Raw genomic sequence first — 19,228 nt, forward strand, 5'->3', positions numbered from 1 at the left:
GGCTACATATTGACGGCGAAACTGGATACACCCGCCTGCAGGTCCTGTGCCGCGTACTGCAGCAGCTGCACGGCTTCGCTCGTCGACTTGAGCGCATCGACGGCCTGCTGCGTCGCTTCGTTCAGCTGGGTCATGGTTTCGGTGATTTGCGAGGCGCCGATAGCCTGGGACTGCATGCCTTCCAGCACCATGTCGAAGCGGGGTGTGAGGTTGCGCACCTGACCGATGACGTCCGCCAGTTGTCCGCTGACCTGGCTGACTTCCGAGACGCTGCGCCGGATCTCGTCCGAGAACTTGTCCATGCCCATCACACTGGCCGATACCGCGGACTGCATCTCCTTCAGCATCTGCTCGATATCCCAGGTCGCGACCGATGTCTGGTCCGCAAGGCGACGGATCTCGGTGGCGACGACGGAGAACCCGCGTCCGGCCTCGCCTGCCTTCTCAGCTTCGATGGCAGCGTTCAGGGACAGGATATTGGTCTGGTCCGCTACCTTGGTGATAGTGGTCAACACATTGTTGATATTGCTCGCCTTTTCGGAAAGCGCAGCGAGTTTGGTATTGATTGTGTCGGTAGCGGCGACCATCCGTTGCATCGTCGAATCCATGCGCTGCAGGTTGGTCTGCGCCTCGGTCGTGGCCGATGTCGTGTAGTCGGAGACGCGCGTGACTTCTTCCATCGCCTTCAGGAGTTGAGAGGTATTGGCCGAGATTTCCTTGGTCGTGCTCAGGACCTCGATGCTGGTCTGCGCCTGTTCGACGCCCGTCGCTTCCTGCTGCCGTGCCGATGCGGCGATTTCATTGGTCGAGGTGGCGACCTGGATGCCTGCCTTCTGCACCCGGTTGAGGAGGGTGCGCAGATTGTTGAACATGGTCGACAGCCCGTCACCGAGTCGTCCGATGGCATCGCTCCCGGACACCGCGATCTTGCCGGTGAGATCGCCGGCAGTCGCCTTGACGACGACTTCGAGCAGGGAATCGACCTTTCTCTTCAGATCGTCGGTCAACGCCTGTTCGCGCTGCTGTGCTTCCTGTATTGCCGCAGCCATGCGATTGATCTCTGTCGAAACCTGGCCAAGCTCATCCTTGCTTAGCACGTCTGCGCGCGCGGACTGGTTTCCCCTTGCGAGCTCGCTGATGGTCGTCGTCAGGTTGCCGATCGGACGCATTATGGCATGGGCCAACAGGAACGCGATTACCATCGCGGCCGCTACGCCTGCAAGACCGCCTCCGACCAGCAACACCAGCATGTTCCTGTTCGATTCGATAGCGTTGCTGGCACGCTCGGCAAGCAGACGGTTCTCTTCTTCGTTGAATTGCACCAGAAGATTGTGGATGGCCGTGACGTGACCGAATCCTTGTAATACAAGCGGCTCCCGTGCCATCTGGTCGGCCGGCGTCCCGCTGCGCCCCAGATCGCGGCGCTTCGCAATGAGAGGATGAACAACTTCTTCCTGCCATTTTGCCGTCAGCCCTTCGATGTTCTTGATTCGTTCCTGCTGCCTCGGGTTATCGCTCGTCAACGTCCGCACGTTCTGGACGAAACGTTTCAGATCGCGTTCGTTTTCATCGATCCGGCTCAGGAATCGCTCGTTACCGGTCAACAGGAAGCCGCGGTATTCCGCCTGGATGTCGAGAAGAGATGTCTCGATCGAATGGCTTTCCAGCAGGACCTGCAGCGTATGGCGATCCAGCCGGTTCGCGTCGACAAGATTTGAGTAACTGTTATAGCTGGCAAGCAGTAGCGTCAGGAGGATGACGATGATGGCACCGAAACCGGCGTATAGTTTTTTTTGAATGCTCAGGTCTTTAAACATTTTTTCTCCGGCCTGTGATGCGCTGGTGCTCTTCCTGGAAAGGGCGGCGCAGGGACACGGCTTATCATACAGAAACACATCGCTGCGCGGCGAGCGCCTTGAACGGTGTCGCGCAGCCATCGTCAAACCCTGCACTCAATGCAGGTGACGTAATTTTGTTTATGGAATGGATGCCGCTGCGGAAGCACGAGTTCCAATGGCGGAAGGCAGGAGAAGAAAGGTCCGCCACATTGTTGCCAGATGTGCATCGAGGATGGTGGAGCGGAGGAGGATCGAACTCCCGACCTTCGCATTGCGAACGCGACGCTCTCCCAGCTGAGCTACCGCCCCATGTGAATTGATTGTATTGAGTCGAACAAGGGCATGCAAGTGGCCAACATCAAAGGAATGCGATTCCCATGAATGGGGGAAGTCGCCAGCTTCCAGATGAGAGCTGTCTTCAAAAAACATCCCCAAGTGATTGAATCTATTGACGGAAATTCGATTGCCCTACTATAGTGACGCCATGATTTCCGATTTTCATCAACTTTCCGAAAAAATCGTCAAACTGGCCGAACTGGCGCAGGGACTGCGCCGCGAGAACGCCGACTTGCGATTGACGCTCGCTTCGCTCACCGCCGAAAACGCGGACCTGGCAAAGCGCATCGAGGAAGCCTACAAACGCGTGTCTGCCTTGCTCGACAAGATCCCGGCTGCCGACGAACAGGATGAGGAGGCGGCATGATCCAGCTCGACGTCACCATCATGGGCCAGCCTTATCGCCTTGCATGCAAGGAAGGCGAAGAGGATACGCTGAAGCAGGCGGTGGCATACCTCGACGACCGCATGTGCAATATTCGCGATGCAGGCAAGGTCAAGGGTAATGATCGCATCGCCGTCATGGCGGCACTCGGCATCGCTGCGGAATTGCTTGCATCGAAGTCGGCGGAAGGCCCGTTCGCCGGCATGACGCTCGCTGAAGTCAAGCAGGAAATCGCAGCGATGCATACCGTGCTCGACGCGGCCCTTGCACCACAGGAAAACCTTTTTTAGATCAACAAAATCAATCGGAAATTTTCCGCAAAGGCTTTGACATCAAAAGCGAATGGCGATACTCTAAAGCCTCCTGCCGTGTTCGCGATTGCCATATATTCCTTGAACCATTTATGAGCATAGGTCGCGGGATTTTGTTCGATGGGCGAGCTTCGTCGCTAGTCCGATGAACCCGAAATTGAACTAACTGTGACCACCTTGGACCGTAAGGTTCGGGATGCCGGCAAAGACGGCACAGGCGGGACTAAATTCAGAAGCGGCTGCATACGTGCAGCCGCTTTTTTATGCGCGCAATATTTGTCATCGACGTTGGTACTTACTTTGGGGAACAGCGATGCAGTACTGGTTGATGAAGTCAGAACCGGAAGAGGTAAGCATTGACGATGCACTGGCTGCACCCGGCAGCACAGTCGCATGGTTCGGCGTGCGCAACTATCAGGCACGCAATTTCATGCGCGATGCGATGCAGATTGGTGACGGCGTCCTCTTCTATCACTCGAGCTGCGACGAGCCTGGTATTGCTGGACTCGCCGAAGTGTCCAGCACCCCGTATCCGGATGAAACGCAATTCGATCCGAAGAGCAAGTATTACGACCCGAAGGCCACACGCGAGAATCCTCGCTGGATGCTGGTCGATGTGCGGGCGACGCAAAAGACGCGATTGATGACGCTTCCCGAACTGCGCTCCATTCCCGAACTCGCCGACATGCAGATCCTGAGGAAAGGCAATCGCCTTTCCATCACTCCGGTAACGCCTGCCGAATGGCGGTGTATCATCCGGCACATCAAATAACGAACGGAAACAAACGGATGGATATCTCGCTGATCGCGGGGCTGCTGGTGCTGGGCGCCGCAGTCGGATTTGCTGCAGGCCTGCTCGGCATCGGAGGCGGCATGCTGCTGGTGCCGTTCATGACCATGATCCTGACGGCGAAAGAATTCCCGGCGGAGCACATCGTCCACATGGCGATCGCGACTTCGCTCGCGACCATCATGTTTACCTCGATCTCGTCGGTGCGCGCGCACCATGCGCGCGGAGCGGTGCGCTGGGACATCGTGAAACTGCTTGCGCCTGGCATTCTTGTCGGTTCGTGGATCGGCCCGTGGATTGGCGCGCAGCTGAATTCGTCGGGACTCGCCCTGGCATTCGCAGTGTTCGTCACCTTCTCGGCAGTGCAAATGCTGCTCGACAAGAAGCCGGCCGCATCGCGCAATCTCCCCGATACGCCTGGCATGTTCGGTGCAGGAGGCGTGATCGGTACGCTGGCGGGCCTGGTTGGGGCAGGGGGCGGCTTCGTCTCCGTGCCTTTCATGACCTGGTGCAATGTGAAGATCCACAATGCCGTGGCGACCAGCGCGGCACTCGGTTTCCCGATCGCGCTGGCCGGTACGCTGTCCAACATCTACTTCGGCTTGCATGAACAAGGTTTGCCGTCCGGCTCACTGGGCTTCATTTACCTGCCGGCCTTGCTGGTAATTGCCTTGGCGAGTGTGACGACGGCACCGCTTGGCGCGAGGACGGCGCACAGTCTTCCGGTAAAGACACTGAAGAAGATATTTGCGATCCTGCTGTTCGCCCTCGCGGGTTACATGCTGTACAAGGCATTCCGGTAGATCAGGCTTCCTTGTACTGGTCGCGCAGCACGTTCTTCTGCACCTTGCCCATGGTGTTGCGCGGCAGTTCCGGCACGAAGAACACGCGCTTGGGCACCTTGAAGTTGGCGATCTTGGACTTGAGTAAGCCGATGACTGCCGCCTCCGAGAGCACGGTTCCGGGTTGAGGAACAACCACGGCAGTCACGGCCTCGCCGAAATCCGGGTGTGGCACGCCGACCACTGCCGACTCGACCACGCCGTCCATTTCATCGATGAAGGATTCGATTTCCTTCGGGTAGACGTTGTAGCCGCCGGAAATGATCAGGTCCTTGCTGCGGCCGACGATGGACAGGTAGCCGTTCTCGTCGAACTTGCCGACGTCGCCGGTCTTGAAGTAGCCATCGGTAGTGAACTCCTCGGCCGTCTTTTCCGGCATGCGCCAGTAACCCTTGAATACGTTCGGGCCCTTGACCTGGATGTCGCCGACTTCGCCGGTATTGCAAGGCGAGCCGTCGCCCTTTACTACACGCACCGAAACGCCTGGCAATGGGAGGCCAACGGTGCCGCCGATGCGATCGCCTTCATACGGATTCGACACGAGCATGGTCGTTTCGCTCATGCCATAGCGTTCCAGGATGGTGTGGCCGGTGCGGCGGGCGAATTCATTGAAGGTTTCGGTCAGCAGCGGCGCGGAACCGGATACGAAGAGCCGCATGTTCGCGCACGCGTCCTTGCCGAAGGATGCCTCCGCCAGCAGCCGTACGTAGTAGGTCGGCACACCCATGAACACGGTTGACCGCTTCAGGTGGCGCATGACCTCGGCGGCATCGAACTTCGGCAGGAAGATCATCTTGCTGCCGTTGAGCAGCGCGCCATGCGAGGCAACGAACAGGCCGTGCACATGGAACAGCGGCAACGCATGCAACAACACGTCGCCCGTTTCCCAGTGCCAGTAATCCTGCAGGACCTTTGCGTTCGATGCCAGATTGTCGTGCGTCAGCATGGCACCCTTGCTGCGCCCGGTGGTTCCCGAGGTGTACAGGATGGCGGCAAGGTCGTCCGGCTGTTTTTCCACCGTCTCGAAACTGTTCGACTGCAATGCGGCGCGTGCAAGGAGCGAACCCTGGCGGTCGTCGCCGAGGGTGAACACATGCTTCGTTCCGCACTTGAATGCGATCTGCGATACCCAACCGAAATTCTGCGGCGAACACACCACGACAGCCGGTTCGGCATTCTCGACGAAGTATTCGATCTCCGCGGCGCGGTAGGCCGTGTTGAGCGGAAGATAGACATAACCGGCGCGTATCGTCGCCAGGTACAGCATCAACGCCTCGGGTGATTTCTCCACCTGCACTGCGATGCGAGAGTCCTTCGGCAGGCCGAGCCCGGCAAGCAGGTTGGCCAGCTTGGCGGTGGCGCGGTCCAGGTCGTTCCACGAGTAGTACAGGCCGTCGTGGGTTTCGATGCAGCAGGCACTCCGGTCTTCTGGAAAACGGGATTCGAAAAGTGCGTAGAGGTTGGCGTTCATGGGGGAAAGTTAGTGGCCGTTGAATTCGGGTTTTCTTTTCTCGAGGAAGGCACGGACGCCTTCGCGGTAGTCGCCGGAATGAAAGAAGGAAAACGCATCGCGCAATTCCTCTTCGGAAAGCGGCGGTACAGGCGGTGACAGCCTGCGCGCCAGCTTCTTGTTCATGCGAGCGGCGAGTGGCGCGCCCTGGGCGATGCGCTGAGCCGTCTGCCTTGCCTCAGCCTGCACGTCGTCGACGATACGGTGCAGGAGTCCTTTCTCTTTAGCTTCCGCTGCGTCGAACACGCGGCCTTCGAGGAGAATTTCCAGCGCGACTGCCTTGCCGACCAGTTGCAGCAATCCCTGCAACTCGCCAGGGGCAAGCGGGAAGCCGAGCCGGTTGATCGGTATGCCGAAGCGCGATGCCGGCGACGCGATGCGCAGGTCGCAGGACGAAGCGATCTCGAGTCCGCCGCCCACGCACACGCCCTCGATCGCGGCGACAGTGGGATGGATGCACCGGGCGATCGCATCGAGCGCCTGTGCAATGCTTTTCGTGTGATAGTCGACGCCTTGCGCATAGCTGCTGCGCACCGACGAGAATTCCTCGATGTCGGCGCCGGCGGCAAAATTGCCGTCGGCGCCCGTAACGATCACGCATCGCAGGGATTCATCCTTGGACAGAGCGCGGAAGGTATCGGCAAGTCCGTGCCACATGGAGATGTCGATGGCATTGAGCTTGCCGGGATTCGACAGCGTCACGGTAGCGATGACGCCATCCTTGTCGATGCGGATTTTTTCCATGGTGTTCAGTCGAGCTTCACGCCCGCTTCCTTGACGACTTGCCCCCAACGCACGATTTCGGATGCAACCATCGCGCCGAACTGCGCTTGCACCAGGTTCGGCGTATCCGATCCGATGTTGTGCCAGGTGTTCTTCACTTCCGGCGTCGCGAGCGCTTTCTGTACTTCGGCGGACATACGGTCCACCACATCCGCGGGAGTCCCCTTCGGAGCCCACATACCGTACCAGGTCGAAACCTCGTAGCCGGGAACGCCGGCTTCGGCTGCGGTAGGCAAGTCGGGGAAGCCGGGCGCACGGGCAGGCGCGGCGATGGCGAGCGCCTTGATCCGGCCGCCTTTCAGGTGCGCGGCCGACGAGCCGAGACCATCGAACATCATGTCGACCTGCCCGGCGATCAGGTCCTGCAGGGCAGGGCCCGCGCCGCGGTACGGGATATGGGTGATGAAGGTCTTGGTCTGCAGCTTGAAGAGCTCGCCGGCAAGATGATGCGACGTGCCGTTGCCGGCGGAGGCGTAATTGAGCTTGCCGGGATTTTTCCGCACGTATTCTAGGAGGGATTTCAGGTCGTTTACGGGCACCTTCTGCGGGTTCACAACGATGACCTGTGGCGGTGTGGCCACCAGCGCAACCGGAACAAAATCCTTCTGGATGTCATAGTCCAGCTTCGGATAGATCGACGGGGCGATCGCATGGTGGGCTCCGCCGATGAAGAAGGTGTAGCCGTCGGGTGCGGCCCTCGCGGCAATGCCGGCCCCGAGCGTTCCGCCGGCGCCGCCGCGGTTGTCGATGATGACCTGCTTGCCCAGCTGCTTCGTGAGCTGGGCGGCGAGCGGGCGGGCAAATGCGTCGGTGCCGCCGCCGGCGGGGAAGGGAACGATAAAGGTGACGGGCTTGTTGGGCCAGGCTTGCGCACCGGCGGTGAAGGACAGAAGCAGACCTGCGACAAACAGCAACCCACGTGCGAGTTTCATTGCGATGTCTCCTTGATATTGTTGTGCTTCAGATGGCTCTAACGGCTCCTTTGCAGCTTGTATCCTACCAGCAATAGAACGAGCCCGAGGGCGACCATGGGCAGGGACAGCATTTGCCCCGCCGAGATGTCCAGGCCGCCGAGCGAGACGATGTAATCCGGCGTGCGGAAGTATTCGGTGAAGAAGCGCGCGCAGCCGTAGCCGAGCGCAAACACGCCGCTGACTGCCATCACCGGCCGGGCCTTGCGTGCATACAGCCAGAGCACGATGAACAGCAGCACGCCATCGACCAGCGCCTGGTAGAAGGGCGATGGGTGACGCGGCAGGTTGTCCACGTTCGGCCAGATCATGGCCCAGGGAAGGGACGCATCGGCGACGCGGCCGGGCAGTTCCGCATTGATGAAGTTGCCGATGCGGCCTGCCGCATAACCGAGCGGTACCAGCGGGGCGATGAAATCCATGACTTCCCAGAAGGCCCGGCCTTTTTTCCGTGCCCAGAGCGCCATGGCGATCATTACGCCGAGGAAGCCGCCATGGAAGGACATGCCGCCTTTCCACACCGCGAAGATTTCGAGGGGATGCGAGAAGTAATAGCCGGGGTTGTAGAACAGGACTTCACCGAGACGTCCGCCGATCACGACGCCGAGCACGCCATAGAACAGCATGTCGTCCAGATCCTCCGCCTTCCATCCTGCCGCGGAAAGATGCGGCTGCCGCATGCGGATCCGCCCGAGTACCAGGAACTGCACGAAGGCGACCAGGTACATCAGGCCGTACCAGTGCACGGACAAGGGGCCGAGCGAGAAGGCGATCGGGTCGGGAAGGGGATGGATCAGCATCTATCGTTTCTTTCGCAAGAGTTCGAGGAAGGTGTGCAGCACAGGCGAGCCATTGTCGCGGCGCCAGGCAAGGCCGGTTTCGAATGCCGCCGTCCTGTCCGTCAGCGGCCTGTATTCGACGCCCGGCCGCTTCAGGTTCGACACGGATTGTGGCACAAGCGCAATGCCCATGCCGGCAGACACGAGGCCAACGATAGTCTGCATCTGGATGGCTTCCTGGCCGATGCGTGGCGTCAATCCTGCGTCGCGGAAGCAGCCGACAATCGCGTCATGGAAAGCCGGTGCGATGCGGCGCGGGAAAATGATGAGTGGCATGTCGGCCACCGCCTTGAGCGAGACGGCGTTCTTGCCGCGCAGTCCTTTCAATCCGTGGGGCGCGGCGAGAACCAGGGGCTCGGACAGTACGGTGAGGTAGTCCAGCTCGGTCCGGGCCTTCTCGTGCAACGGCGGGATCAGCAGGCCGGCATCGATGCGCCCCTGCATCAAGTCTTCCAGTTGCACGTCGGTGGTCGCTTCACGCAGGTCGATCTGCACTTGCGGGTAGCTTTCGCGGAACTCGCGCAGCAATGGCGGCAGCACGCTGTAGTCTGCCGTGGAGACGAAGGATAGCGACAGCAGGCCGGATTCGCCGGATGCTGCCCGGCGGGCAAGATCGGGCAGGGCGGCAGCCTGCTGCAGGATGCGGCGCGCTTCGGGCAGCAGCGCCGCACCGGCGGGCGTCAGGACGACGCTGCGCTTGGTGCGCGCGAAGAGCGGCGTGCCGAGCGCCGCTTCCAGCGATTGGATGGTTTGCGACAGCGGCGGCTGCGTCATGTGGAGGCGGGCAGCCGCCCGGCCGAAGTGGCGCTCCTCCGCCACCGCCACGAAATACCGCAATTGCCGCAGTTCAATATTCATATGCAATTCATATTAATAGGTAAGGAATCATATATTTGACACGCAGCTAAGGGCAAGGGACACTAGCCGTCTTTCCCCCGGTTCCGAACGGAATCGGCTTGCCTGAACAGATTATTCCGGAGACTGAACATGCCTCACTACCGCTCCCGCACTACCACCCATGGCCGCAACATGGCCGGCGCCCGCGCCCTCTGGCGCGCGACCGGCATGAAGGACGGCGATTTCGGCAAGCCGATCATCGCAGTGGTCAATTCCTTCACCCAGTTCGTGCCGGGCCACGTCCACCTGAAGGACCTCGGCCAGATGGTGGCACGCGAGATCGAAGCGGCCGGCGGCGTGGCCAAGGAATTCAATACCATCGCCGTGGACGACGGCATCGCCATGGGCCATGGAGGCATGCTGTATTCGCTGCCCTCCCGCGAACTGATCGCCGACTCGGTGGAGTACATGGTGAACGCGCACTGCGCCGACGCGATGGTCTGCATCTCCAACTGCGACAAGATCACCCCCGGCATGCTGATGGCCGCGATGCGCCTCAACATTCCGGTCGTGTTCGTTTCCGGCGGCCCGATGGAAGCCGGCAAGGTGATCGAAGCGCTGCATGGCAAGCAGGAAGGCATGCAAAAGATCATCAAGGTCGACCTGATCGACGCCATGATCCAGGCCGGCGATCCGAAGGTGTCGGATGAACAGGTCGCCAATATCGAGCGTTCCGCCTGCCCGACCTGCGGTTCCTGCTCCGGCATGTTCACCGCCAACTCCATGAACTGCCTGACCGAGGCGCTGGGCCTGTCCCTGCCGGGCAATGGCACGATCGTTGCAACTCACGCAGACCGCAAGCAGCTCTTCCTCCGTGCCGGCCGCCTGGTCGTGGAACTCGCCAAGCGTTACTACGAGCAGGAAGACGCATCGGTCCTGCCGCGCAACATCGCCAACAAGGCAGCTTTCGAGAATGCGATGGCGCTGGACGTCTCCATGGGCGGTTCCACCAATACCGTGCTGCACCTGCTTGCGGCAGCGCAGGAAGCCGGCGTGGACTTCACCATGGCCGACATTGACCGCATTTCGCGCAAGGTGCCGTGCCTGTGCAAGGTGGCGCCGGCGACGCAGGACTACCACATTGAAGACGTGCATCGTGCCGGCGGCATCGTCGGCATTCTCGGCGAACTCGACCGTGCCGGCCTGCTCGACACCACTGTCCCGACCGTGCACAGCAAGACCATGGCCGAATCGATTGCCAGCAACGACATCATGCTGAACAAGGATGATGCGGTTCGCCAGCGCTTCCTCGCCGCACCGGGCGGCGTGCCGACCCAGGTCGCGTTCTCGCAGGACAAACGCTTCGACAAGCTCGACACCGACCGTGAACACGGTTGCATCCGCGACAAGGAGCATGCCTATTCGAAGGATGGCGGTCTTGCTGTCCTGTACGGCAACATCGCGGAGAAGGGCTGCATCGTGAAGACCGCAGGCGTCGACGAGAGCATCCTCAAGTTCACCGGCAAGGCGCGCGTGTTCGAGAGCCAGGACGCGGCCGTTGAAGGCATCCTCGGTGACGTGGTCCAAGCGGGCGACGTCGTGATCATCCGTTACGAAGGCCCGAAGGGCGGCCCCGGCATGCAGGAGATGCTGTACCCGACGTCCTATATCAAGTCGAAGGGCTTGGGCAAGGTTTGTGCGCTGTTTACTGACGGACGCTTCTCCGGCGGTTCTTCCGGACTGGTGATCGGCCATGCCTCGCCGGAAGCGGCGGAAGGCGGCGCGATCGGCCTGGTGAACGATGGCGATACGATTGAAATCGATATCCCGGAACGCCGCATCAATCTGAAGGTCAGCGACGCGGAATTGACGCAGCGGCGTGTAGCGATGGATGCCAAGGGCGACAAGGCATGGAAGCCTGAGAACCGCGAACGCATCGTGTCGCAGGCGCTGCAGGCCTATGCGGCGCTGGCGACATCCGCCGACCGTGGGGCCGTGCGCGACCTGTCGCAGCTGAAGAGATAAGGTGGAAGTAAGGTGGAATGAACGGGGCGGCTCAGGCAGCCCCGTTTTGCTTTCAGGAGGGGATTATTACTTCTTGAAGGTCTTTGTCACCCGCTCCTTGCGGGCACGTTCGAGTTCTTCGTGGGCCTTGCGCTTGTCGAGGCCGAGCATGCGTTCGCCGAATTCGAACCAGGCAAAGGCGACTCCGAACAATCCGATGATCCACCACCACGACAGTGCGGCGACAGGACCGACTTCGAAATAGCGGAGCGCGGACAATAATACAATGACAATAATCAGTGGCATGGCATCTCCCTTTCCTGCAGGATATTGCGAAAGTTTGTAACGGTCAATTCGCGGGGTCAACCGGTTTGTCGTATAGTGCGTTTCGGGGTGGTAAGGCGCATTTGCACACGCCACTTACGCTGTAAAATGACGCGGGTTTTTTCTTATGGAGAGAGTAATGAAACGTTCTTTGCTGGTTTTCGCTGCAGCTGCTTTGGCTTCTGGTGCCGCAATGGCAAACGCCGACCTGGCCAAGGCCAAGAACTGCATGGCCTGCCACGCAGTTGCCACCAAGGTTGTCGGTCCGGCATTCAAGGATGTGGCTGCAAAGTATGCAGGCCAGAAGGATGCTGAAGACAAGCTGACCCAGAAGGTCCTGAAGGGCAGCAGCGGTGTCTGGGGCGCGGTTCCGATGCCCGCGAACGCACAGGTCAACGAGGCGGAAGCACGTACGCTGGTGAAGTGGGTCATGACCCAGAAGTGATTGCTTCAGGCCGGCATCAATGAAAAGCGCTCCTTGCGAGCGCTTTTTTGTTATCCGCTCCACAAAACAAAAAGCCCCGGCCAATGACCGGGGCTTTTTGCGGGACGATATGAATTACTTCGTCACAGCCAGTTGCTGGCGCTTGCCGCCCTTGTAGGTGTACAGGGTCAGCGTGCCTTCCTTGATGTCGCCCTTGGCATCGAAAGCGACGTTGCCGGTTACGCCCTTGTAGCTGATCTTGGCCAGTTCCGGCAGGTACTTCGCCGGTTCGGCGGAGTTGGCCTTCTTCATGGCTTCGACCATCACCATCACGGCGTCATAGACGTACGGTGCGTAGATCTGCACATCGGTGTTGAACTTCTTCTTGAACGCGGCGCGGAAATCTTCCATGCCCTTCTTCTGATTTTCTTCCACACCGCCTGCCTCGGCGCACACCACCTGGCCGTCGCCCATCGAGTCGCCTGCCAGGTTGGCCAGCTGCTCGGAGCAGATGCCGTCGCCGCCCATGAACTTGGCGTTGATGCCCAGTGCCTTCATCTGGCGCAGCATCGGGCCGGCCACAGCGTCCATGCCGCCGAAGAACACGGTGTCCGGATTCTTGGCCTTGATGGCGGTCAGAATCGCGTTGAAGTCGGTTGCCTTGTCGTTGGTGTACTGCTGCGCCACGATCTCGGCGCCGCCGCCCTTGGACTTGACGCCCTTGATGAATTCTTCAGCCACGCCCTGGCCGTAAGCGGTGCGGTCGTCGATGACGGCGATGCGCTTGGCCTTGTTGATCTGCACGGCGTAACGGCCCAGCGTGCCGCCCAGCTGGCCGTCGTTGGCCACCACGCGGAAGGCCGTCTTGAAGCCTTGCTGCGTGTACTTCGGGTTGGTCGCGGACGGGGAGATCTGCGGGATGCCGGCGTCGTGGTAGATCTTGGAGGCCGGGATGGTGGTGCCCGAGTTCAGGTGACCGATCACGCCGTTGACCTTGGCGTCGACCAGCTTCTGTGCAGCTGCAGTTCCTTGCTTCGGATCGGCGCCGTCGTCTTCGGCCAGCAGTTCGAACTTGACCTTCTTGCCGCCGATGGTCACGCCCTTGGCGTTCAGTTCGTCGATCGCCATGCGGGCGCCGTTTTCATTGTCCTTGCCCAGGTGTGCAATGGCGCCGGAGATCGGGCCGACGTGGCCGATCTTGACGACCTGTTCCTGTGCCGATGCCGCACCTGCAAAGGCAAATGCTACAGCGCCAGCCAACGGAATCATTTTTGTAGTGAACTGCATAAAATATCCTCCTAAGGATTGATAAAACACAAGGTTGCTGCAAGACTCACTTGTTTTCTACTCGTCTTCACCTTGATGAGAAGAGCCGTAGCTTATTGGCCAGAGGCGGCTTGTCCGGGTAGGAAAAGGCTGCCCCATGACATACTGTTACCATTCAGATTTCTGAACAGGCAGACGGTACAACAGAAAAAACGGTTCGAAAAGAGTTTTTCTGCGGTTTTTTGCAAAAATCATCAATTTTTATATGCCTAAATTTCGTGCACTCGACAAGGTTGACCGCAAGCTGCTGAACCTGCTTCAGAAGGACAACCAGATGCCGACGCGCACCCTGGCCGAGAAGGTGCACATCTCCCAGCCGACTTGCCTGCGCCGCATCCGCGACCTGCGCGACGCGGGCATCATCAGTGCGGATGTGGCCCTGGTCGATCCCTTTGCATTGGGATACGGCATGCTTGCCTTCCTTGAAGTGTCGTTGAACAACCAGTCCGACGAGCACATGCAGGAATTCGAGGCGCGCATGGCGAAGGAACCAGAGGTCATGCAGTGCTATTTCGTTTCCGGTGAATACGACTATTTCCTCGTGGTGCATGTGATCGATATGGATGCCTATTATCAATTCGTGCGGAAGGTGATTTCCGGCTCGGGCAACGTGCGCCATTTCCAGTCGCGCTTCCCGATGAAGCGGGCCAAGTTCGCCACGCGCGTCGCCTTCGACGAGAAGGCGGCGGAAGTGCAGGTCCGTGTAGCGAAATAGCCTGTTGTCCTATAACGCCCGTGCGGCGAAGAGGATGACAGGTCGATAAAAAAACCGCCGGTCGGGAGAAACGGCGGTTTTTTTATCTGGAAAAGCGATTCAGGCGCGAGCGGGCCGGGCTGCTTTCATGCCATGATCCCCGTGCGGCTTCATCCCCGTGAACGCGAAGTCGACGTCTGGTCGGCGGCCGGAGATGATGTCGGCGATGGCGCGGCCGGAACCGCAACCCATCGTCCAGCCAAGCGTGCCGTGACCGGTGTTCAGGAACAGGTTGCCGTAACGCGTCTTGCCGACGTAGGGCACGTTCGACGGCGTGAGCGGGCGCAGGCCGGTCCAGTAGACGGGGTTCTCGTAGTCGCACGCACCGGGAAAGAGTTCGCGCGTGCGGCGGGTGATGGCCTCGCAGCGGGTCGAATTGAGCTCCCGCGTGTATCCGTTGAGTTCGCAGGTGCCGGCTACCCGCAGGCGGTCGCCGAGGCGCGACAGCACCAGCTTGTGTCCGTCGTCCGTCAGCGATACGGTCGGAGCGGCATCGGGATCGGTGATCCGGTAGGTCGCCGAATAGCCCTTGCCGGGATAGATCATCAGGTCAAGGCCGAGTGGTTTGAGCAGGGCAGCGGAGAAGCTGCCCAGAGCGACGACGAAGGCATCCGCGCGCAAGACATTGTGCCGTCCCTCGCCATCGATGATTTCGACGCCCGTCACTTTTGCCGTGGCACCGGTTCCTTCGGTGAGCAGGCGCGTAATGGTGGCATTGAACCGGAATTCCACGCCTCCTTCGGCGGCCTTTTGCGCCAGGCCGGTGGTGAACTTGTAGACATCTCCCGATTCGTCGGTGGGGGTATAGTCGCCGCCGACAATCTTGCTGCGGATGCCGGCGAGCGCAGGCTCGATCCGGACTACTTCATCGGCATCGACCGTACTGCGCGGGCAACCCAGTTCGCGTATCAGCGCCGCAGTCGCCTGGGCATGATCGAATTCATGCTGGTCCGTGTAGAAGTGCAGGATGCCCCGGGTGAGCTGGTCGTAGGCAATGCCGGTTTCCGCGCGCACCGCCTGCAGCGTCTGGCGGCTGTACTCTGCCATGGCGACGATCTGGCGGATATTTGCCGCCGTCCGTGAGGGCAGGCATTCACGCAGGAAGTGCATGCCCCATTTCCATTGCAGCCACTCGGGGCGGAAACGGTACAGCAGCGGCGCATCTTCTCGGCCCAGCCACTTCAGTATCTTGAGGGGCGCCGACGGATTCGCCCATGGCTCGGCATGCGACACGGAAATCTGGCAGCCGTTGGCAAAGCTGGTTTCCAGTGCGACGCCGGGCTGGCGCTCGATGACGGTAACTTCATGCCCAGCCTTGTTCAGGAACCACGCAGAGGCGGTTCCCAGTATGCCGGAGCCGAGTACGATGACTTTCATGAAAAAAGAAATTCCAGTTTTTTATTTTTTTGCGGATTTCAGCTTGGTGATTTCATGGGTCACCGCGCGCGTGACCACATCGCGCATGGACGCATGCAGGCCGCCCTTGATATCCGCAGCGAGTCCTTCGACCGCAGTCTGCAGCACGTCGGCCAGACTGTCGCGGACGCGTTGCTCGAGGACGAAGTCAATACGTTCGATGATCTGGTACAGCACGCGTTCCCGGATCTCGCGTTCGAGGCGGTCCCATTCCTCTTCTTCCAGTATCGCGGCCGCGCGTGCCTCGAGAGTGGAGATATCGTCCTTGACGGCGTCGACCGCCGCTTGCGGCGTGACCGCACGCTTGGTGTCGGCGGGCGCCGGGCCCGGGATGATTTCCGTCAGGAGGGGGATGCCGGCGTCCGGGGTGGTCGAGCTCATGCCTTGTCTGCTTCGAAGTGTGTCAGTGGATATCCGCGCTGCTTGTAGAAGCGAAAGCGCTCACGCCCCGCGATCTTTTCCGACTCGTCGGAGGAAATGACCTCGATCATGCGCTCGAAGCGTGCGAAGTGCGCGGGTGTGGCCGGGGTCAGGTTGACCAGCACATGGTAATGCGGCAATTCGGCGTCGTCCCGGTCGGTCAGGATGATCGGCGTCTGCGCCGCGAGCGGGTCGCCGGCCATCACGTGCGGCAGGAATTCCTGTTCGGCAAACGTCCACAGTGCCTGGTCGAGCGTCATCAGGTCCTGCCGGTCCTTTGCCAGCAGCACGACCTGGCAGTTCGCCGCGCGCGCCTTGCGCGTGAGACGGCAGGCGTAAGCGATCCTGTCGGGAACGTTGCTGTGAAAATCGATGCGGGTCATGTCAGTCATGCCATGCGTCAGAAGCGGAAGCCGGGCGGCGCGTTGCCGATGGCCGGGGGCAGGTCGGTAGCTGTGGGACGTGAACCGGTATTGTTTGCGCCCGCATTCGCCGGCGCACGCTTTTCCTCGGCCGGCGCTGCCGGGGCCGCTGCCTGCGCGGGCGGGTTGCGGTAGCTCTTCGGCAGCCTGCTGCTTTCGGGGTAGCCTGCCGTCGTCAGTACATTGTTCCAGGCACCCGCTTCGAAGGCACGTTCCCGGAACTTGCCTACCGTAAGAAGGGGAAGCTGCCCGTCGCCGCCGGCCTGCTTGTATTGCGCGATGTCGTCGTTGGAGTTGACGGTTTTTTCAGTGAAGGGAATGCCGCGCTCGGTGAGCAGTTTGCGGCCTTCATCGCACGGCTGGCAGTCCCTGGTGGTGTACAGCGTGACAGGGTGCGCCTTCGTGGCCTCGGCGACTTCATATGGAAGATCTGCGGTGTTGACACCCGAGGTGGTCAGCGACCTGGTTTCGACTTTCGTGGCGACCGACGGCGGCGGCGCATCGCTGTACGTCACCTTGCCGTCCGGGCCGACCCACTTGTACAACTGGGCATTTGCAGAGCTGACGCACAGCAGCATGAGGATGGAGCAGGATTGCAGTATGCGTTTCATGGTTTTCTTCCCTGATGATCAGGCTGTCATCCCGTTGTGCCGCAGCAACGCATCGATGCTCGGTTCACGTCCGCGGAAGGCCTTGAAGGATTCCAGCGCCGGGCGCGACCCGCCCATGGCGAGCACTTCGCGCTGGAATTTCTGGCCGATTTCCGCGGAAAGCACGTTTCCACCGGCCGCTGCGGCCTCTTCGAAGGCGCTGTAGGCGTCGGCGGACAGGACTTCAGCCCATTTATAGCTATAGTAACCTGCGGCATAACCGCCTGCGAAGATGTGTCCGAAGGAATTCTGGAAGCGGTTGAACGCGGGCGGGATCATGACTGCCACCTTGTGGCGCACTTCGTTGAGCGCTTCCTGTACGGACTTGCTGCCGTACGGATCGTGGTCGAAGTGCAGGTGCATGTCGAATAACGCGAATTCCACCTGGCGCAGCGTCTGCAGGCCGGACTGGAAATTCTTTGCGGCGATCATCTTGTCGAACAGTTCACGCGGCAGAGGCGCGCCGGTATCGACATGCGCGGTCATGTGCTGCAGCACGTCCCATTCCCAGCAAAAGTTTTCCATGAACTGCGACGGCAGTTCCACCGCATCCCATTCCACGCCCGCGATGCCCGACACGCCGAGTTCGTCGACCTGCGTCAGCATGTGGTGCAGGCCGTGGCCGAACTCGTGGAACAGGGTGATCACTTCATCATGGGTGAACAGGGCAGGTTTCGCCTTGCCGTCGATGACGGTCGGTTCCGAGAAGTTGCAGGTCAGGTAGGCTACCGGCGTCTGCACCCCTGTTCCTCGCTTGCGGCGGCCGCGGGCATCGTCCATCCAGGCGCCGCCGCGCTTGCCGTGGCGGGCGTACAGGTCAAGGTAGAACTGGCCAACCAGCTGGCCGTTCTTTTCGATGCGGAAGAACTTCACATCCTTGTGCCAGACCGGTGCGGTGTCCGGTTTCACATCGACGGCGAACAGGGTCTGGATCACACGGAACAGGCCCTCGATGGCCTTGTGTTCGGGGAAGTACTGCTTCACTTCCTGTTCGGAGAATGCGTAGCGCTGCTGGCGCAACTTTTCCGACGCGTACGTGACATCCCACGCTTCGAGCTTGTCGAGGCCCAATTCCTTTTGGGCGAAGGCGCGCAATTCGGCAAGGTCGTTCTCTGCGAACGGCCGGGCGCGCTTCGCCAGGTCTTCCAGGAAGGAAATCACCTGTTGCGGGGTTTCAGCCATCTTGGGCACCAGCGACACCTCGGCGAAGTTCGGGAAGCCAAGCAGTTTCGATTCTTCGTCGCGCAGCTTCAGGATATCGACGATGTTCTGCGTGTTGTCCCATTCCGGCTTTGCGCCCAGCTCGGAGGCCTTGGTCGCGTTCGCACGATAGATCTGCTCGCGCAGCTCGCGCTTGTCCGCATACTGCAGGATCGGGAAGTAGGAGGGGAAGTGCAGGGTGAACTTGAATCCCGGCTTGCCATCCTTCTCCGCGGCGGCACGGGCGGCGTACTTCACATCTTCCGGCAGCCCGGCCAGCTCGGTTTCATCCTCGACGAACAAGCCGTAGTCGTTGGTGGCATCGAGTACGTTTTCCGAAAACTTCGTCGACAGTGCCGCCTGCTTTTCCTGGATCTCGGCAAAGCGCACCTTCTTGTCGTCCGGCAGTTCGGCGCCGCCGAGACGGAAATCGCGCAATGCATTCTCGATGATCTTCTTGCGCGCCGGCGACAGCGACGCGTACTCGCTGCCCGCCTTGAGTGCCTTGTATTTGTCGAACAGCGCCAGGTTCTGGCCCAGTGCCGTCCAGAACTCGGTCACCTTCGGCAGGTTCTCGTTGTATGCGGCGCGCAGTTCCGGCGTATCGACCACCGCATTCAAATGTCCGACGACGCCCCATGCCCGGCCGAGCTTTTCGGTCGCATTCTCGAGCGGTTCGACGAAGTTGTCCCAGGTGACCCTGTCCATTGGCGCTTCCAGCCGCGCGACGACAGCGCGGTTTTCGTCGAGCAGGGCGGAAACCGCCGGGGTCACATGCGCCGGTTTGATGTCCGCAAAACGGGGCAGGTCGGAAAAATCGAGCAGGGGATTCAGGTCGGAAGTCAT

At 60.4% G+C, this 19,228-nt stretch carries 20 protein-coding genes, 1 tRNA gene and 1 other RNA gene; 8 read left to right on the top strand and 14 right to left on the bottom strand.

Annotated elements, in window-relative coordinates; genetic code table 11:
* Window positions 1-2 precede the first annotated feature (2 nt).
* Window positions 3-1,817: a methyl-accepting chemotaxis protein gene (locus AC3WOY_RS19485; protein ID WP_492426732.1), complete on the bottom strand. Its 1,815-nt coding sequence runs from the start codon at window positions 1,815-1,817 to the stop codon at window positions 3-5.
* A gap of 254 nt (window positions 1,818-2,071) precedes the next feature.
* Window positions 2,072-2,147 (bottom strand) — tRNA-Ala (locus AC3WOY_RS19490).
* 154 nt (window positions 2,148-2,301) lie between these two features.
* On the opposite strand from AC3WOY_RS19490, the gene AC3WOY_RS19495 reads away from it, so the two are divergent.
* The 5 genes from AC3WOY_RS19495 to AC3WOY_RS19515 all read left to right on the top strand — a co-directional run bounded on the left by AC3WOY_RS19495 (window position 2,302) and on the right by AC3WOY_RS19515 (window position 4,463).
* Entirely contained in the window at window positions 2,302-2,541 is a 240-nt protein-coding gene (locus AC3WOY_RS19495; protein ID WP_492426734.1) for a DUF904 domain-containing protein, read from the top strand.
* On the top strand, window positions 2,538-2,849 hold the full coding sequence (locus tag AC3WOY_RS19500) for a cell division protein ZapA (protein ID WP_492426736.1): 312 nt from the start codon (window positions 2,538-2,540) through the stop codon (window positions 2,847-2,849). Before AC3WOY_RS19495 ends, AC3WOY_RS19500 begins: the two co-directional genes overlap by 4 nt.
* Before the next feature lie 67 nt (window positions 2,850-2,916).
* Window positions 2,917-3,098: non-coding RNA, 6S RNA (gene ssrS / locus AC3WOY_RS19505), on the top strand.
* Between the two features lie 85 nt (window positions 3,099-3,183).
* Entirely contained in the window at window positions 3,184-3,642 is a 459-nt protein-coding gene (locus AC3WOY_RS19510; RefSeq protein WP_492426738.1) for an EVE domain-containing protein, read from the top strand.
* A 17-nt stretch (window positions 3,643-3,659) separates the two neighbouring features.
* Complete coding sequence (locus AC3WOY_RS19515) at window positions 3,660-4,463, top strand: sulfite exporter TauE/SafE family protein (protein ID WP_492426740.1); 804 nt, start codon at window positions 3,660-3,662, stop codon at window positions 4,461-4,463.
* 1 nt (window position 4,464) lies between these two features.
* Here the strand turns inward: AC3WOY_RS19515 and AC3WOY_RS19520 are convergent, their stop codons facing one another.
* The 5 genes from AC3WOY_RS19520 to AC3WOY_RS19540 are packed head-to-tail and all read right to left on the bottom strand — an operon-like array spanning window position 4,465 to window position 9,463.
* On the bottom strand, window positions 4,465-5,973 hold the full coding sequence (locus tag AC3WOY_RS19520; RefSeq protein ID WP_492426742.1) for a malonate--CoA ligase: 1,509 nt from the start codon (window positions 5,971-5,973) through the stop codon (window positions 4,465-4,467).
* 9 nt (window positions 5,974-5,982) lie between these two features.
* Complete coding sequence (locus AC3WOY_RS19525; protein WP_492426744.1) at window positions 5,983-6,756, bottom strand: enoyl-CoA hydratase/isomerase family protein; 774 nt, start codon at window positions 6,754-6,756, stop codon at window positions 5,983-5,985.
* 5 nt (window positions 6,757-6,761) lie between these two features.
* A complete protein-coding gene (locus AC3WOY_RS19530; RefSeq protein WP_492426746.1) occupies window positions 6,762-7,727 on the bottom strand; it encodes a Bug family tripartite tricarboxylate transporter substrate binding protein in 966 nt (321 codons plus the stop codon).
* 38 nt (window positions 7,728-7,765) lie between these two features.
* Complete coding sequence (gene lgt / locus AC3WOY_RS19535) at window positions 7,766-8,566, bottom strand: prolipoprotein diacylglyceryl transferase (RefSeq protein ID WP_492426748.1); 801 nt, start codon at window positions 8,564-8,566, stop codon at window positions 7,766-7,768.
* Window positions 8,567-9,463, bottom strand: a complete 897-nt coding sequence (locus tag AC3WOY_RS19540; RefSeq protein ID WP_492426750.1) for a LysR family transcriptional regulator — start codon at window positions 9,461-9,463, stop codon at window positions 8,567-8,569.
* Window positions 9,464-9,592: 129 nt separating this feature from the next.
* On the opposite strand from AC3WOY_RS19540, the gene ilvD reads away from it, so the two are divergent.
* Window positions 9,593-11,467 carry a dihydroxy-acid dehydratase gene (ilvD, locus tag AC3WOY_RS19545; protein ID WP_492426752.1) on the top strand — a complete coding sequence of 625 codons (1,875 nt, stop codon included), beginning with the start codon at window positions 9,593-9,595 and terminating at the stop codon, window positions 11,465-11,467.
* A gap of 66 nt (window positions 11,468-11,533) precedes the next feature.
* On the opposite strand, the gene AC3WOY_RS19550 is transcribed toward ilvD, so the two are convergent.
* A complete protein-coding gene (locus tag AC3WOY_RS19550) occupies window positions 11,534-11,752 on the bottom strand; it encodes a TIGR04438 family Trp-rich protein (protein ID WP_492426754.1) in 219 nt (72 codons plus the stop codon).
* Window positions 11,753-11,909: 157 nt separating this feature from the next.
* Here AC3WOY_RS19550 and AC3WOY_RS19555 point away from each other — a divergent pair, with 157 nt between their 5' ends.
* Window positions 11,910-12,215 carry a c-type cytochrome gene (locus AC3WOY_RS19555; RefSeq protein ID WP_492426756.1) on the top strand — a complete coding sequence of 102 codons (306 nt, stop codon included), beginning with the start codon at window positions 11,910-11,912 and terminating at the stop codon, window positions 12,213-12,215.
* A 114-nt stretch (window positions 12,216-12,329) separates the two neighbouring features.
* Here the strand turns inward: AC3WOY_RS19555 and AC3WOY_RS19560 are convergent, their stop codons facing one another.
* Window positions 12,330-13,481, bottom strand: a complete 1,152-nt coding sequence (locus AC3WOY_RS19560) for a branched-chain amino acid ABC transporter substrate-binding protein (protein WP_492426758.1) — start codon at window positions 13,479-13,481, stop codon at window positions 12,330-12,332.
* A gap of 244 nt (window positions 13,482-13,725) precedes the next feature.
* Between AC3WOY_RS19560 and AC3WOY_RS19565 the strand changes: the two genes are divergently transcribed.
* Window positions 13,726-14,235, top strand: coding sequence for an Lrp/AsnC family transcriptional regulator (locus AC3WOY_RS19565; protein ID WP_492426760.1), 510 nt, complete (start codon window positions 13,726-13,728; stop codon window positions 14,233-14,235).
* A 99-nt stretch (window positions 14,236-14,334) separates the two neighbouring features.
* Here AC3WOY_RS19565 and AC3WOY_RS19570 read toward each other — a convergent pair whose 3' ends face one another.
* The 5 genes from AC3WOY_RS19570 to AC3WOY_RS19590 are packed head-to-tail and all read right to left on the bottom strand — an operon-like array spanning window position 14,335 to window position 19,228.
* Entirely contained in the window at window positions 14,335-15,651 is a 1,317-nt protein-coding gene (locus AC3WOY_RS19570; protein WP_492426762.1) for a D-amino acid dehydrogenase, read from the bottom strand.
* A 21-nt stretch (window positions 15,652-15,672) separates the two neighbouring features.
* A complete protein-coding gene (locus tag AC3WOY_RS19575; RefSeq protein WP_492426764.1) occupies window positions 15,673-16,071 on the bottom strand; it encodes a DUF2486 family protein in 399 nt (132 codons plus the stop codon).
* Window positions 16,068-16,493 (bottom strand): DNA polymerase III subunit chi, encoded by a 426-nt coding sequence (locus AC3WOY_RS19580; protein WP_492429367.1) that lies wholly within the window; start codon window positions 16,491-16,493, stop codon window positions 16,068-16,070. Before AC3WOY_RS19580 ends, AC3WOY_RS19575 begins: the two co-directional genes overlap by 4 nt.
* Before the next feature lie 17 nt (window positions 16,494-16,510).
* Window positions 16,511-17,143 carry a glutaredoxin family protein gene (locus tag AC3WOY_RS19585; protein ID WP_492426766.1) on the bottom strand — a complete coding sequence of 211 codons (633 nt, stop codon included), beginning with the start codon at window positions 17,141-17,143 and terminating at the stop codon, window positions 16,511-16,513.
* Window positions 17,144-17,161: 18 nt separating this feature from the next.
* Window positions 17,162-19,228 (bottom strand): M3 family metallopeptidase, encoded by a 2,067-nt coding sequence (locus AC3WOY_RS19590; protein ID WP_492426768.1) that lies wholly within the window; start codon window positions 19,226-19,228, stop codon window positions 17,162-17,164.

It is taken from the genome of Noviherbaspirillum sp. FW303-A3 (genome assembly GCF_058788695.1).